This is a genomic window from Synechococcus sp. RS9907, from assembly GCF_014279615.1.
Taxonomy (GTDB): Bacteria; Cyanobacteriota; Cyanobacteriia; order PCC-6307; family Cyanobiaceae; genus Parasynechococcus.
This window is the reverse complement of record NZ_CP047944.1, coordinates 695579-710033: the sequence shown is the minus strand read 5'-3', so window position 1 is coordinate 710033 and position 14455 is coordinate 695579. Positions and strand designations below refer to the sequence as shown.

At 57.9% G+C, this 14455-nt stretch carries 13 protein-coding genes and 1 tRNA gene; 3 read left to right on the top strand and 11 right to left on the bottom strand.

Annotated features, from left to right (window positions below; translation table 11 throughout):
* Window positions 1-22: 22 nt before the first annotated feature.
* The 10 genes from SynRS9907_RS03925 to hisF all read right to left on the bottom strand — a co-directional run bounded on the left by SynRS9907_RS03925 (window position 23) and on the right by hisF (window position 9820).
* Window positions 23-1459, bottom strand: a complete 1437-nt coding sequence (locus SynRS9907_RS03925; RefSeq protein ID WP_188021875.1) for a transcriptional regulator — start codon at window positions 1457-1459, stop codon at window positions 23-25.
* 39 nt (window positions 1460-1498) lie between these two features.
* Complete coding sequence (locus SynRS9907_RS03920; RefSeq protein ID WP_188021874.1) at window positions 1499-1909, bottom strand: hypothetical protein; 411 nt, start codon at window positions 1907-1909, stop codon at window positions 1499-1501.
* Window positions 1910-3216: 1307 nt separating this feature from the next.
* On the bottom strand, window positions 3217-3438 hold the full coding sequence (locus tag SynRS9907_RS13915; RefSeq protein ID WP_223157670.1) for a hypothetical protein: 222 nt from the start codon (window positions 3436-3438) through the stop codon (window positions 3217-3219).
* A gap of 115 nt (window positions 3439-3553) precedes the next feature.
* The gene (locus SynRS9907_RS03915) at window positions 3554-4789 is read right to left on the bottom strand and encodes a site-specific integrase (protein WP_188021873.1); all 1236 of its coding nucleotides are present in this window, start codon (window positions 4787-4789) and stop codon (window positions 3554-3556) included.
* Between the two features lie 185 nt (window positions 4790-4974).
* Window positions 4975-5061 (bottom strand) — tRNA-Ser (locus tag SynRS9907_RS03910).
* 25 nt (window positions 5062-5086) lie between these two features.
* Entirely contained in the window at window positions 5087-6982 is a 1896-nt protein-coding gene (locus tag SynRS9907_RS03905) for a ComEC/Rec2 family competence protein (protein ID WP_188022351.1), read from the bottom strand.
* A 6-nt stretch (window positions 6983-6988) separates the two neighbouring features.
* On the bottom strand, window positions 6989-7879 hold the full coding sequence (glyQ, locus tag SynRS9907_RS03900; RefSeq protein ID WP_188021872.1) for a glycine--tRNA ligase subunit alpha: 891 nt from the start codon (window positions 7877-7879) through the stop codon (window positions 6989-6991).
* Between the two features lie 42 nt (window positions 7880-7921).
* Window positions 7922-8272: a hypothetical protein gene (locus SynRS9907_RS03895; protein ID WP_114988475.1), complete on the bottom strand. Its 351-nt coding sequence runs from the start codon at window positions 8270-8272 to the stop codon at window positions 7922-7924.
* Window positions 8273-8351: 79 nt separating this feature from the next.
* Entirely contained in the window at window positions 8352-9053 is a 702-nt protein-coding gene (gene ubiE / locus SynRS9907_RS03890; RefSeq protein ID WP_188021871.1) for a bifunctional demethylmenaquinone methyltransferase/2-methoxy-6-polyprenyl-1,4-benzoquinol methylase UbiE, read from the bottom strand.
* A complete protein-coding gene (hisF, locus tag SynRS9907_RS03885; RefSeq protein WP_186509032.1) occupies window positions 9050-9820 on the bottom strand; it encodes an imidazole glycerol phosphate synthase subunit HisF in 771 nt (256 codons plus the stop codon). Before hisF ends, ubiE begins: the two co-directional genes overlap by 4 nt.
* Before the next feature lie 56 nt (window positions 9821-9876).
* Between hisF and SynRS9907_RS03880 the strand changes: the two genes are divergently transcribed.
* Genes SynRS9907_RS03880 through SynRS9907_RS03870 form a run of 3 tightly spaced genes read left to right on the top strand, consistent with a single transcriptional unit; the run spans window position 9877 to window position 13105 of the window.
* Complete coding sequence (locus tag SynRS9907_RS03880; RefSeq protein WP_114988478.1) at window positions 9877-10092, top strand: DUF2862 domain-containing protein; 216 nt, start codon at window positions 9877-9879, stop codon at window positions 10090-10092.
* An 11-nt stretch (window positions 10093-10103) separates the two neighbouring features.
* Window positions 10104-11057 (top strand): chlorophyll synthase ChlG, encoded by a 954-nt coding sequence (gene chlG / locus SynRS9907_RS03875; protein WP_188021870.1) that lies wholly within the window; start codon window positions 10104-10106, stop codon window positions 11055-11057.
* Complete coding sequence (locus tag SynRS9907_RS03870) at window positions 11054-13105, top strand: transglycosylase domain-containing protein (protein ID WP_188021869.1); 2052 nt, start codon at window positions 11054-11056, stop codon at window positions 13103-13105. Before chlG ends, SynRS9907_RS03870 begins: the two co-directional genes overlap by 4 nt.
* Before the next feature lie 9 nt (window positions 13106-13114).
* Here the strand turns inward: SynRS9907_RS03870 and SynRS9907_RS03865 are convergent, their stop codons facing one another.
* Complete coding sequence (locus SynRS9907_RS03865) at window positions 13115-14452, bottom strand: 16S rRNA (cytosine(967)-C(5))-methyltransferase (RefSeq protein ID WP_188021868.1); 1338 nt, start codon at window positions 14450-14452, stop codon at window positions 13115-13117.
* Between the last annotated feature and the right edge of the window lie 3 nt (window positions 14453-14455).

The following is a 14455-nucleotide window of genomic DNA, read 5'->3' as shown; positions in this document are numbered from 1 at the left end:
CACACCCTCGTGTTTGCTTCGATCAGTCCGCCTTGTTACGGGTCTGAAGATCCAACCAGGACTTACCCGTTGAATCCGTGAACCAGGAACGGTTTGCCTTGCGTAATCCAAAGGCACAGTAGGCAGTGCTGATGCCGTGTCCAACCCGCTTACGGAACATCTCACCTGCCTGCTTCAACTCTTCCGCCTTGAACGATTGGGCGACCTCACCCCTGATCCGTTCCTCGAATTCGTCCTTGCCAATGAGGACACGTTCATCATCAAGGGAGTCCTCCAGACACCGCAGTGCAACCTCCAGAGCAAGAAGACGAGCAGGTTCACCACGCTCATAGCGTCTGTATCGCTTGGAGACGACCTCTTCCTTCTTCTTGCTCTTGTACTTCTGCTCTGCCTTCTTGGAGTTCTTCTTGACCTTGTCGAACTCCTTCTGGAACTTCTCCTTGTCCATCTCCTTCCCGATTCGGAAGGACGGATCTAGAAGATCCTCCCTAAGACGGGTGACCGCAGTGTCCTTGGCACCTTCACCTTCCAGGGTCTCCTCCACAAAGAGAATGAGGTCCTGTCGTCTGACCTCATAACGGTCATAGGAAGATCGACTCCTCTTCATTGCCCGGGCATAGGTCTCATAACTGCTCTGGGTGACCTTCTGCTCACCGATGGACTCCCTAATCAAGTCCTCCACTTCGCTGCGCTTATCGGCATCCAGAGTCGCCAGCAGAGATTGCACCATGGATTGCCCCAAAACCCAATCCACCAAAGCAGTCTTCTTCTTTCCGCTGACGTATCGCTTCTCATACCCCTTGCCCGTTGAGTAGTTCATCAACGAGTAGATGGCGATACCGATCTCCAGGGTCAGGTCCTCAAGGATCTCCTTGGCGACGTTCCCTGGATCTGAATGCGAACGTTGCTTCAGACGGAAGAGAAGGTCATAGATGGTCTCTTTGGAGAAGGCATCACGACATCCCTTTAGACGGGTGCTGACAAAGGTCCGATACCCCTTGCGAAGAAGGCACCATGCACGAAGGACGAAGACCCCGTCGTCATAGGCATAGACCTCCTCAACACGGATACGCCTCCTGGTGGCATTGCCTGACTTGTCGACGTAATCGATCAGGAGGTAGTCCTTGACCAGAAACTTCTCACAGAGGAGTGGACGCTGCTCCTCCTCTAGAACGTCGATCTCTGGTTCCTTGGGGGCAACCTTTGCCTCCTCCAACTCTGGAGCAGCAGCAAGTGCCTTGCTGGGAGAGACCCACTTGTATGTGGAGGCACCAACCGACTTCCACGCGGGATCACTCAGGTCTCCTGTTAACAGTTTGTCCCTCTTGTCCTTCTTCCGACCCTCTTCGAAACCCTCCTGCAGACCTTCCGTCACTCCCTCCCAAACTGCTTTGAGCATCGAGAACGGAAACTTGACCAGGATCTTGGTCAGGTCCCAGAGTTCCGAACGGAGACCCATGCATCAAGGGTGTAGTTGGATCGATTTTATCCCGATTCCCTACTCCAGTCCTTTCCAAATGGAGTCGTCATTTTTCAGATCTCGAATTTTCTGAGAACGATCATCCATTGGTTCTGCTCCTGGTCTTTTCCCCTTCTTCTTCCTACGACTTTTTTTCTCAGAAAGAAGGGATAAGTTTGCTTGCTCACGAAATTCTTTAAACGACTTAGTCGGGTACTTGCCGTTCTCTTTTGCTTCATGATACAGAGCATTACCTCCGACATAAATCAGGTTCTCATCTGATTCAGGTTTATCAGCACTCGGAGCATCAACAGTCTTGTCTATTTGATCAGGGGAAATTGCCTTCACCCTTTTGCTTTTGCTCTTTCTTTTCTTAGTCATTATTGCTGCAACTTCAAAAATGATTGTTAGCACTCCTTCGAATACTGAAGGTTCGATTTCCTTGTCCATGCCCTTCCCTGCAGTGAACTAATGAAGACCACTAGAGAAAGCATTTTGCATTGTCAGTGAACTCAGCAGTCTTGGATTAATCTCCTCCATTCCATCTGGTTTCGTGGAGACAATCCAATTGGTTATTTGTGGCGTAATTTTGTCCGCAAAAATATTTTATTGCATCCGAATGGTCCTACCTTGCTTGGAATCATCAGGGTGGGTTTGCCAGAAAACCTTTCCAATAAGTGGGTTCCACTGACGCATGTCTCTCATGTTTCTTTCATTTGGATCTGAATACATCTTTTACCTCGATTGGGTTTGTTAATTCGTTAATCTGTTGGAACACGGTTAGAGAACCTTCTTACCGGTCCTCTTCATCTGCTGATACATCATTGCCACCAAACTTTCCAACACTGCAGTTGGAGTCATGGCATGCTTCTTTGATAACTCCAACAACATTGAATTAGTTGGATCGTCAACCTTAACTTGCTTACTCATGAGGCAACCATCATATTCTCTTGGACTGTTTCAGGCAGTGCCTTATAGATCTTGTTTTTGATCCACGCAGAACGAGTGGAATACTCTTTCTTCCGCATAAGATCAAATGCTTCTAAAAGGCAAAGTTCGTCTTCGCTGAAATGGACGGTGATTTGCTTTCCTTTTGGTAGTGTACGCATAAACTTGCTTCCCTGATGTTTCGTAATTTGGTTTCTTGTTTGCAGAGTTCCTCTTCTAAAAAAGGATGTAACCAGTCAAGATTCTCATCGTCAAGTTTTGACTTGTAGTCTCCAACTAGTTCCGCTAAATACGAACAGAACCCCTTCCTTTCTGTCATGATTTCCCCTTCCATTTTTGGGAGGGGATTTTTTGTGCAAACTCAACAAAATCCCCTGTTTTTAGATAATATAAGGTAAAATAAAGTCAGGCACACTATTATTTATATAAATCTGCATCTCTGCGGCACTTTTTTCTTTAGAGTGCAGACTTAGATGCATCACGCAAGTATATTTAAAAAGGTTTTTAATTGAATCCAATACAACAGAATAACGGATTAACAGACAAATTTGCGATATAATTAGTATAGAATATACGTTAAACTTATGGACTTTAAGAGACTAGAAGACGGCAATAGACAGATCGTTATCAGCAGAAATGAGACGCAGGACTTTGAGATCTGCATGTGTGGTGAAGGTGGTTTATATCTGGCAGCAGACAAGAAGCATCTCAAAATTTTCCGTCATACACCAAGTCGCGCAGAAGATCCCTACCAACCTCTTTGTCAGATAGAACTGGTCGACAACTTTGCGCAACTAAAAAGAGATTGATTATATCGCCGCAGTCGTAAGTCTTCCTGCCCCTATCGTCATCAGGAAAGTCATCATGATCACAACATCCCATGCCTTCGATTTAATGAAATAAGGCACTGAGATAATCATTGCTGCCAGGTGAACAGCAACACCAGTCACAACATCAAGATTCAGAGTGATGAAATAGGCAGCAATGATTAATCCGCTACCAACAATCCTCATTCGTTGAAGTAAATCCACCGAACTACAACTAAAGTCTGTTAACCGTAAAGTTAACGTTGTGCTTTCTGTGAGCAATGGTCTTTAGTGATAACCGTCAGGAGGTGATAACCGGCATGAGTAATCATCGATACTTTTATGTGATTAACCCTTGTTCCACTAGGGCATCAGACCAGGCAACCATGAAGTCCCGTCGTTCCTCCATCATCTGACTCTTGTCATAGGAACCACGGATCTTGTCTCCAAAGGTGTGTGCCATCTGCCTCTGGATAATTTCGTGGTCGACCTTGAGCACCTCTTGACCAGCAGTCAGAGCAAGGTGCCTGAACCCATGAGCAGTGGTCAGACCCTTGTATCCCATGTTCTTGAGGTGATTGTTTAAGGAGTCCCGATGGATGTGCTGAAACGTCCGACCTCGGGGACTGAAGAACACAAACTCTTGGTCACCGTTGAATGATCGAAGTTTCTTGAGAACGTCTTTGAAAGGGTCTGTCAAAGGGACCTGATGCTCTCTACCCGTCTTCATCCGGTCAGCAGGAATCGTCCATAGGTCCTTCTTGAGGTCGAACTCCTCCCACCGAGCAGGAGTGAGTGATCCACCACGCAAGAAGGTCATCACCAGAACCTTGACCGCAAGCAAGGTCACCAGAGAGGCACCTGGTTCATTGCGTTCCAGGTCCTCAAAGAACTTGGGTAACTGCCCCCACTCCAAGGAAGGGTTGGGTTTGGGTTTGTGCTTTGACTTCGCCTGCTTCGACCCCATTGCAGGGTTGGGAGGTTGCATCCAACCCCTGTCGATTGCGTAGTCGAACATCCCCCTCATCACCATCAGGCACTTGTCCGACTGATACAGAGACCCTCTCTCCTCAATGGATTCCTTAAGGGACAAGACTTGCTGCCTACCCCCATTGCTCCACTCCAAACGGTTCACAGGAGTGTCAGGACCAAGTACAGGCAGCACTTGGTTGAACAGCATGTTGCGGTAGTCCTTGACCGTGCTGGGTTTGCTCTTGGATCGATCCAGGAACCCCTCTGCTGCCTTGATCAATGAAGGGGTTGTCGCCTGCTTGATCAGTTCCTTCTTGCTCTCCGACTTCAGGAGACGAGGGTCCTCACCTGCTTTGCGGAGTTGATCCAGACGAATGACCTCGTCCTTTGCCTGCTTGAGGGTCCACTTCCCTGGACCCTTCCCATAAGGACCGATTTGGTAGTCCCGGAACTGACCTGATCGGTTTGGAGGAAACCGATATTTCCAGACGAAGTACTTGCCACCATTCGGGTAAACGAGCACATACAGGGCATCGCCTACTGAAACGCGATACTTCTTCTCCTTAGGAAGCAGTGCCTTCAGACCACTGTCTGTAAGTGCCATTCGAGCAATACCCCATCACAGAATTTATACCCCATCACGCAAGAGAAATACCCCATCACATACCCCATCACAGGATTTGGACATAGACGTCCTCTTGCGAACGACTACGTGCTTTAAATTCGCCCAGATCCATTGCAGGGCAGTCGATTACGGACGAAGACGACCCTTCGCGGAAGTACTTGGAACGGAGAGGGTGGGATTCGAACCCACGAGGGTGTTACCCCTACACGATTTCGAGTCGTGCGCGATCAACCGGACTCTGCCACCTCTCCACACGCCATCGGGCGTCCCCGCAGTTTAAAGGCCGACGACCCGGGAACCCGCTCCATGCTTCAGAAGCCAACGGCGCTGGGGGGCGGAAGGCTTAAACCCCAGCCAGGTTCCGGTGATCAAGTCCTGGGGTTCTGATCGCTGCCGTTGCTGCAGTGCCCACAGTGCCTGAGGGCTTGGGACCAGCTGCCAGCGCTGATGCCCCACCCGCATCATCAGTGCGCCAGAGCGAGACTGCAGGCGCTGCACCGAGAGGCCATCGCTCCGCAGCACCTGGCCGATGGCGATGGGAGCTTGGCCTTGCTGGGGAGCCTCAACGCGGTGGGCCAGCGCTTGCCAGCAGGCCAGCACGTCTGTGGCCACAGGATCCAAAAGCAGCACCCAGTCCAGACGGGCGTGGCCGTGCACAGCGGCGAGCTTCTTGGCCATCCGGCAACTGCGCGCATCGCCATGGGTGCTCACCAGAGCGGCACGCCCACGATGGCGAGCCAGCAACCAGTGACGATCAAACCGCTCCACCGTCACCAAACCATCGCCCAACTGCACGAGGCCGTGGACGAGCAGGGCGGTTGCCAGGGGGATCAACGACCAGCAGCGGCGACAGGGCCCTGCCCCCAGCAACCATGGCAGCAAGCCCAGCACCAGCACGGCAACCACCCACATCTGGGGACGTCCGGTGAGCAGTTGAGCCCCAGGCCAGTGGCTGATCCAGCTGGCCATGGTGATCACCAGGCCCGCCAACTGATGAATGGGCCACAGCAGCAGGGGCAGCACAGCCGTAGGCCCCATGAGAACCAACAGTGCCGAGAGCATGGCCAGCAGCGTGAGCGGCGCCAGCAGCGGGCCAACGAGAAGGTTGGCCACCAGGGCGTACACCGGCATGGCACCGAAGTGGAGCAACTGCAGCGGCAGCGTCCAGAGCAAGGCCGCCAGAGGAATGGACAACGCTGCTGCCAGGCCCTGGCAGCGATCCGGCAACCACGCTTGAACAGCGTTCTCGAGACGAGGAGCCGTCAGGATCAGCCCAGCGGTGGCCGCCGCACTGAGTTGAAAACCAATCGATAGGGCCCAGGCCGGGCGCAACAGCAACATGCCGCTGAGCGTCAACAACAACACACCGACTGGACGGCTGTGATGACCTGCCTCTCGAGTCAGCAAGGCCATCGCAGCCATCAGCACCGCCCGCACCACCGATGGCTGGGCTCCAGCAAGGCAGAGAAACAGCAGCAGCGCCGTGGCCGCAAGGGGAAGCCGCAGGCCAGGAGGCCAGCGGCGGGCCAGCATCAGCACACTGCCGAGCAGTACGGAGAGGTGAAAACCCGATGCCGCCAGGGCATGGGACAAGCCGGCCATGCGGAACGCCGCTCGGATGTCTTCCGGGAGCTGCACCTGGGCGCTGCCCAGCACCAGAGCAGCCAGGAAACCGCCCCGCCGCGGCCCCACGGCCTGTTGCAGACGTTGAGCAACATCGCGCCGCAGATCAGCCAACGGCGTCCATGGACGCTGCAGCACTTCGATGCTCTCGACACGCAGCTGACTCCAACTGCCTTGGCGGGCCAGACGTTCTGCCGATCCCGGCAACAGCGGGTGCGCCGCTGGCAGCGGACGCCTCAACACCCCCGTGGCCTGGACTCGCCAGCCCTGCAGCAGGGGTGCAGGGCACTCAGGCAACTCCAGCTCGGTTCGCCCGTCGACCCGACGAGCCTCAACCCGATCCACCTCCAACAGACCGGAACACCCCGAGGGAAAACGGCGCACATCGGCAAGCAAGCGCCCGCTGATCGCCACGGCCGCCGGTGGCGTCTGGATCAGGCGAGATGGATCGGATCGGCTCGGCGTTGGCGCCCCCCACAGCACCCCTCGAAGCACAAAGAGCGCCAGAAGACAGAGGGCAATGGCATCAGCAGAACGACGTCGACGCAGAAACCATCAGGCCGCTGTCTCGAGAGTTCCCCCTTTCAAGAGCGGGAAACCAAGGGCGTCCCGTTCCGCCAGCCAGGCCTCGGCCACCTTGCGGGCCAGGTTGCGGATGCGGCCAATGGTGGCGGTGCGCTCCGTCACGGAAATCACGCCACGGGCCTCCAGCAGGTTGAAGGTGTGGCTGCACTTCAGAACGAAATCCAAGGCCGGTGCCGGCAGCTGCTTCTCGATCAGATCTGCCGCTTCCGCTTCATAGATGGCGAACAACTGCTTGAGCCGCTCGGGATTGGAGGCCTCAAAGTTGAAGTGGCACTGCCCCTTTTCAAACGGCAGCCAGATCTCGCCGTAACTGCGCTCACTGTTCCAGCTGAGGTCCCAGATGCTTTCCACGTCTTGGAGGTACATGGCCAGCCGCTCGAGCCCGTAGGTGATCTCAATCGAAACGGGCTTGCAATCGATGCCGCCGCACTGCTGGAAATAGGTGAACTGGGTCACCTCCATGCCGTCGAGCCACACTTCCCAGCCCACACCCCAGGCGCCGAGGGTTGGAGACTCCCAGTTGTCTTCGACGAAACGGATGTCGTGGTCAGCGGCCTTGATGCCCAACGCCTCCAGTGACGCCAGATAGGTCTCCTGGATGCCATCTGGGGATGGCTTGATCAGCACCTGGTACTGGAAATAGTGCTGGGCCCGGTTGGGGTTGTCGCCATAACGGCCATCGGTGGGGCGACGGCAGGGTTCGGGATAGGCCACGGCCCAGGGCTCCGGGCCAATGGCCCGGAGCACCGTGTGGGGGCTCATGGTGCCGGCACCCTTTTCGGTGTCGTAGGGCTGCAGCAACAGACATCCCTGGTCTGCCCAGAACCGGTTGAGCGTGCTGATGATGTCCTGAAAATGCACTGGGCCGGGGCGTCCTGGGTTCCGATTCTGCCCAGTGGCCGGTCAGCCCTCCAAAGCCAGGCAACGGTGCAGGTGCGCGATGGCGTGATGGCGATGCGGATTGTTGCCGCTGGGACCAATCATTCCGAGCCAGAAACTGCCATCCCCCTGAAAGACCAGGACTGGCTTTGCACCCCCCTTGCCATGGCAATCCAGTAAGGACATGCAGAGCTTTTCAGCGACCTCAGGGCCCTTGGGGCGCTGGCGCAGGCGACGCAACAGTGGATCCACCTGCGAGAAGGAGACGAAACAGGCGCGGTCGGAATCGGTGATCAGGATCAGGCCATCCAGCCACTGCACTTCCTGAAGCAGCTCTTCAATGCGGGGCAGCAGCTTCGGCAGCGGAAACGCCAAACCGGAACCTCCCCTTAACGTTCTCTTCAGCTTTCCTACGTCAGCAGCGGGGTGTGTCGCAAGCGACGCAGGTGAAGATTCATGCCCTAAGGATCAAAACGCCCATCTGCCCGGCCACGAGCGAGCGGTGGTTCGCTTCGGCAAATCCCGCCTGCCGTGCCAGCCGCTCCTGTTCAGGCCCCGCAGGAAAGTGCTCCAGGCTTTTCTCCAGGTAGGCGTATTCCTCCCGTAAGCCCACAGAGGCGGCAGCGGGAACCACCAGGCGACGCAGATAAAAGCGCTGAAAGGCAGCCGCCGCGCCGCTCTGGGGCAGACGGTTGAAATCCAACACCCCGGCACGCCCGCCGGGCTTCAAGAGCCGGCGCAGTTCCTTCAGCCCCTGCAGGGGGTCCGCGAGATTGCGCAATCCGTAGGCCATCACCGCACCATCAGCGCAGGCACTGGGCAGTCCGGTGTCGAGGGCATCCCCTTGCTGGAAGGTCACCGGCAACCAAGGCTGCTGGCGCTGGCGCTGGCGGGCGCGCTCAAGCGGAGCAGCGGCGGCATCCAGACCGGTCACCGCACCAGCGGGGCGGACCCAGCGCCCCAGTTCCAAGGCCAGGTCCCCCGTCCCGCAGCACAGATCCAGCCAATGCTCGCCAGCAGTCGGCTTGAGGGCGCGCACCAACTGACGTTTCCACTGGCGATGCAACCCGAAACTGAGCACATCGTTGAGGCGGTCGTAGCGGGGAGCGACAGCGTCAAACAGCTGTTCCACCGCCGCGGGATCACCAGGCTTCATGGACGGATCGTCAGGCCACGGGAAAGCAGATCTTGCTTGATCTGTTCCACGGTGAGAACACCGTCGTGCAGCAACGAGGCCAACAAGGCTGCGGAAGCATGGCCTCCCTCGGGGCCCACGTCCAACGCCTCAGCGATGTGATCCAGGCAACCCGCACCACCGGAGGCGATCACCGGGATGGGGACCGCATCGGCCACGGCCCTGGTCAGGGCGAGGTCATAACCAGCCTGGGTGCCATCACCATCCATGGAGGTGAGCAGGATCTCTCCAGCCCCGAGGCCAGCCACCCGCTGGGCCCACTCCACAACATCGAGGCCCGTGTTCTCGCGGCCTCCCTTCACGTACACATCCCAGCCGCCGGCATCACGACGACGGGCATCAATGGCCACGACGATGCACTGGCAGCCGAACTGATCGGCCCCCTCTCGCACCAGCTCAGGCCGCCGCACCGCCGAGGAGTTGAGACTCACCTTGTCGGCACCGGCCCGCAACAACTCGGTAATCCCTTCAACGGTGCTGATGCCACCGCCAACCGTGAAAGGAATCGTGACCGATTCAGCTGTGCGACGCACCATGTCGATCAGGGTGCCGCGCCCCTCATGACTGGCTGCAATATCGAGGAAAACGAGTTCATCCGCCCCTGCCCGGCTGTAACGGCAAGCCAGCTCCACTGGATCGCCGGCATCGCGCAGGCCAACGAAATTGACACCTTTCACCACCCGTCCCCGGGCGACATCCAGGCAAGGAATCAGACGCAGAGCAACCATCGATTCGGCGCAAAAGCGACTGTTAGGGTTGCGCCACTCTCCAAGCCTCGCAGGCCATGTCCCAGGCTGACGCCATTTCGATCGGCTCCAAGGTTCGCGTGACCCGCGTGCGTGATCGCATTCCCCAGGCCATGGTTGACCTTCTGAAGAAGGATGCCAACGGCACGGTGAAGGATTTCCGCACCGTCGACGGCAAAGGAATCGGTGTGGTTGTTGAGCTCAGCGATGGCTCCACCAGCTGGTTCTTCGAAGATGAAATCGCCGCCGCCTGAGGACTTTCTCTGTGAGCGACGCGCGTCAGCTGCTTGGGATGAAAGGTGCCTCAGGCACCACCAACATCTGGAAGCTGCGGCTGCAGCTGATGAAACCGGTCACCTGGATCCCCTTGATCTGGGGGGTGGTCTGTGGTGCTGCAGCCAGCGGCAACTACGAGTGGCGTGTGGATCACGTGCTCGCCGCCTTTGCCTGCATGTTGATGAGCGGCCCCCTGCTGGCGGGCTTCACCCAGACCATCAACGACTACTACGACCGCGAGATCGACGCGATTAACGAGCCGTATCGGCCAATCCCGTCGGGAGCGATTCCACTGGGCCAGGTGAAGCTGCAGATCTGGGTGCTGCTGCTCGCCGGTTTGGGCGTGTCCTACGGACTCGACCTCTGGGCCGACCACACCACCCCTGTGGTGTTTCTGCTGGCGCTGGGTGGCTCGTTTGTGAGCTACATCTATTCAGCACCTCCGCTGAAGCTGAAGCAGAACGGTTGGCTGGGGAACTACGCCCTCGGCGCCAGCTACATCGCCCTGCCCTGGTGGGCCGGCCAGGCCCTGTTTGGGCAGCTGACCTGGGGCACTGCACTGCTCACCCTGGCCTACAGCCTTGCGGGCCTTGGCATTGCTGTCGTCAACGACTTCAAGAGCGTTGAGGGCGACCTTGAACTCGGTCTTCAATCGTTGCCGGTGGTGTTCGGCATCAAGCGCGCCAGTTGGATCAGCGCCGCGATGATCGATGTTTTTCAGCTGGCGATGGTTGCCGTCTTGATCGGGATCGGCCAGCATTTTGCAGCGGTTCTACTGGTTCTGTTGATCGTTCCCCAGATCACCTTCCAGGACATCTGGTTGCTGAGAGACCCCGTGGCCTTTGACGTGAAATATCAGGCCAGTGCCCAGCCCTTCCTGGTGCTCGGCATGCTGGTAACCGCTCTGGCCGTGGGCCATAGCCCGTTGACCCAGGTGATGTGAACCGTTCCCGCCTGCACTGGGCACTGATCGCTGGCACAGCAGCTGCAGTGGGCGTGGGCGCTGCTCTAAGCATGCGCGCCCTGACGGAACTGGTGGATGCCACGCTTCCGGATGCCCGGGGGATAGCCAGCTTCAATCGGCCGGGAACGATCACCCTGCTCTCCACCAACGGCAAGGTGATCCAGAAGCTGGGGCCAGCCACGCGGGAGAAGGTGAAACCCGGTGCGATGCCGCCAACGGTGGCTGAGGCGTTCATCGCTGCCGAAGACCGTCGCTTCTATCAGCACGACGGTGTTGATGGCTGGGGCATCGCCAGGGCCATCGTCACCAATGTCCGCCAAGGGGCGGTTCGGGAAGGGGCCAGCACCATCACCCAGCAGCTGGCTCGAACCGTCTTCTTGAGCCAAGACCGCACGATCACGCGAAAACTCAAGGAAGCGGCTCTGGCCATGAAGCTGGAGCGCCAGCTGAGCAAGCAACAGATCCTCGAGCAGTACCTCAACTACGTCTACCTGGGCTCCGGCGCCTATGGCGTCGCCGATGCGGCCTGGATCTACTTCTCCAAAACCCCGGAGCAGCTCACGGTTCCTGAGGCAGCCATGATCGCTGGGCTGCCGCCGGCGCCATCGATTTATTCACCCCTGGTGAACCCGGATCTGGCCAAGGAACAGCGCTCGATCGTTCTGGACCGCATGGCCCAGTCCGGATTCATCTCCGCCAGCGAGGCAGAGCGCGGTCGCAACAGCCCCCTCGGCCTGAAGCCCGCAACACCCAAGTACTTCAACAGTTCAGCGCCTTACTTCACCACCTGGATTGCCCAGGAGCTGCCCAAATTCTTAACCCCCGAACAACTGGAGGTGGGTGGGGTCAAGGTGCGCACCAGCCTGAATCTCGACTGGCAAAAGAAAGCTCAGCAGGTGATTCGAGCCAATGCCCCCTTCGACACAGAAGGGGCGATGGTCTCGATCGATCCCGGCAACGGACTGGTGCGGGTGATGGTGGGCGGCAAGGATTTCTCCAAGAGTCAGTTCAACCGCACCATCCTGGCGCTGCGCTCTCCGGGCTCCACCTTCAAGCTGTTTCCCTACGCCGCGGCCATTGATCGGGGCATGAAGCCCGAAACCAAAGTGTTTGATGCCAAGCGGTGCTGGAACGGCTACTGCCCCAAAAACTTCGGCAACAAGTATTACGGCAACATCTCCCTGGCCGATGCCCTGAAGAACTCACTCAACACGGTGGCGGTTCAACTGCAGGACATCGTTGGATTTGATGCCGTCATTGAGGTTGCCAACAACTTCAACATCGGCACCGATCGGCCTCTCGGGAAGTACTACCCCATGGCCATCGGGGCCTACGAGCAAACCATCCTCGACATGACCGCCGCCTACGCCGGCATGGCCAACCGCGGCGTGTTCTTCTCACCCAGCCCCTTTGAGGAAATCCGTGGACCGAAGAATGAACTGCTTTGGAGCCGGCGCCTGAGCGACAACCGAGGCAAGCGAGCGATTGATAGTGATGTGGCGGACACCATGAACTGGATGCTGCAGCGGGTGGTGACCGGCGGCACCGGCATCGCCGCCAAACTCGATGATCGACAGGTGGCAGGCAAAACGGGAACATCAGAGAACACCCGTGATCTCTGGTTCATCGGTTCGATTCCTCAGCTCACAACAGGCGTCTGGTTCGGATACGACGACGACCGCGCCACCAAGAGCACCAGCGGCGAGGCGGCATGGGCTTGGAAACAGTTCATGCTCCAGATCAAGGACGAGATCCCCGTCCGAAACTTCCCCGACAAACCCAAGCTGAAACGCAAAGTGCGCTTGGCTGTCGACCCGAAAACGATCGCCAAGCCACCGAAGACCAAACCAGAGCAAGAGAAGGGGAATGGCAGCGGCGAGCCTGATGGAGCTCAACCGACGGGGCAGACCGACCTGCCCGATCTCACGCCCTTGGCGCCTCCGCCTCGCCAGATCCCCTATCTCTGGAGAGATAGCTCGCCAGGCAGGAGCGTCGATCGCCAGGGACGCCGCTGGACGCGGGATTGATCCAAGGCCTTAAGCCCGCTTGAGCACAGCCCAATAGAAGCCATCTCCTCCGCTGGCTTGATCCGGCCAGAGCTGGCTCTCCTGCTCCAGGCAGAGCCATGGATGTCGCTTCAACAACGCCTGGATCTGTTGTTGATTTTCATCGGGATGAATGGTGCAGGTGGCGTACACCAACACGCCTTGGGGAGCCAACAACGGCAAAAGCCCATCAAGGAGAGCTTGTTGTTGGGGCAAAAGACCACGAATGGATTGGGGCGTCACCCGCCAACGGGCATCGGGGTGACGAGCCAGGGTTCCCAGCCCTGAGCAGGGGGCATCGATCAGGATCCGCTGAAAGGATTCACGCCAGTGGGGGCGCTGCTCCAAAAGATTGGCAGCATCCGCAGCCAGGGCATTGATAGAGGCGAGGCCAAGCCGGGCGGCATTGGCCGCAACGCGCTTCAGCCGTCCGGCTGAACGGTCCACAGCCCAGATCTCCGCCTGATCTCCCACCAACTCCGCCAAATGGGTGGCTTTGCCCCCCGGAGCCGCGCAGGCATCCAGAATGCGATCTCCCGGCTGGGGATCGAGCAGAGGTGCAATCGATTGCGCCGAACAATCCTGCACACACCAATGGCCCTCGGCATAACCAGGCCAGTGGCGCAGATCGCCGCTGTGGCCTGAGATGCGCAGGCCGTCAGGACAGCCAACGATGGGCTCGCTGCTGATGCCAGCCACGGCGAGATCCTTCTGCACCTGCAGAGGGCTCGATCGCAACCGGTTCACCCGCAAATCCAGATCAGGTACGCGGTTGCAGGCGCTGGCCACCGCCGCGCCCCCCTCCGCACCGCGCCACTCGACCAACAACTGGGTGAACCAATCCGGCAGGGAATGGGCCTGGGCGAGCTGAGCCGGCAAATCGTTGGGCAATGGCAGGGTTTCGCCGGCCTCACGCGTCCGCAGCGCCGCCCGAAGAACCCCGTTCACCACAGGTGCTAGCCGGGCCAATCCCTTGCTGGTTTTGGCCAATTCCACAGCGGTATTCACCGCTGCTGAATCTGGAATCCGCTCCATCAACAGCAGTTGATAGAGCCCCACATGCAACAGCCAGCGCAGCTTGGGCGGTTGCTTCTCGGCCGGCACCTTGCCCAACCGATCCAGCCAGGCATCGAGAGTGCGCCGTTGGCGGATCGCGCCATAGGCCAGCTCGGTCACCAATCCCCGATCAGAAGGCTTGAGGTCCCGCTCCCGCAGCACCCGCTCCAGCGCCACATCGGCATAGGCCCCAGCCGCAACCGCCTGCAACACATCCCAGGCGAGGCGGCGCGGCAGCAGTCCAATCGGAGCCGAATCAGACAAGAGCGACACGCA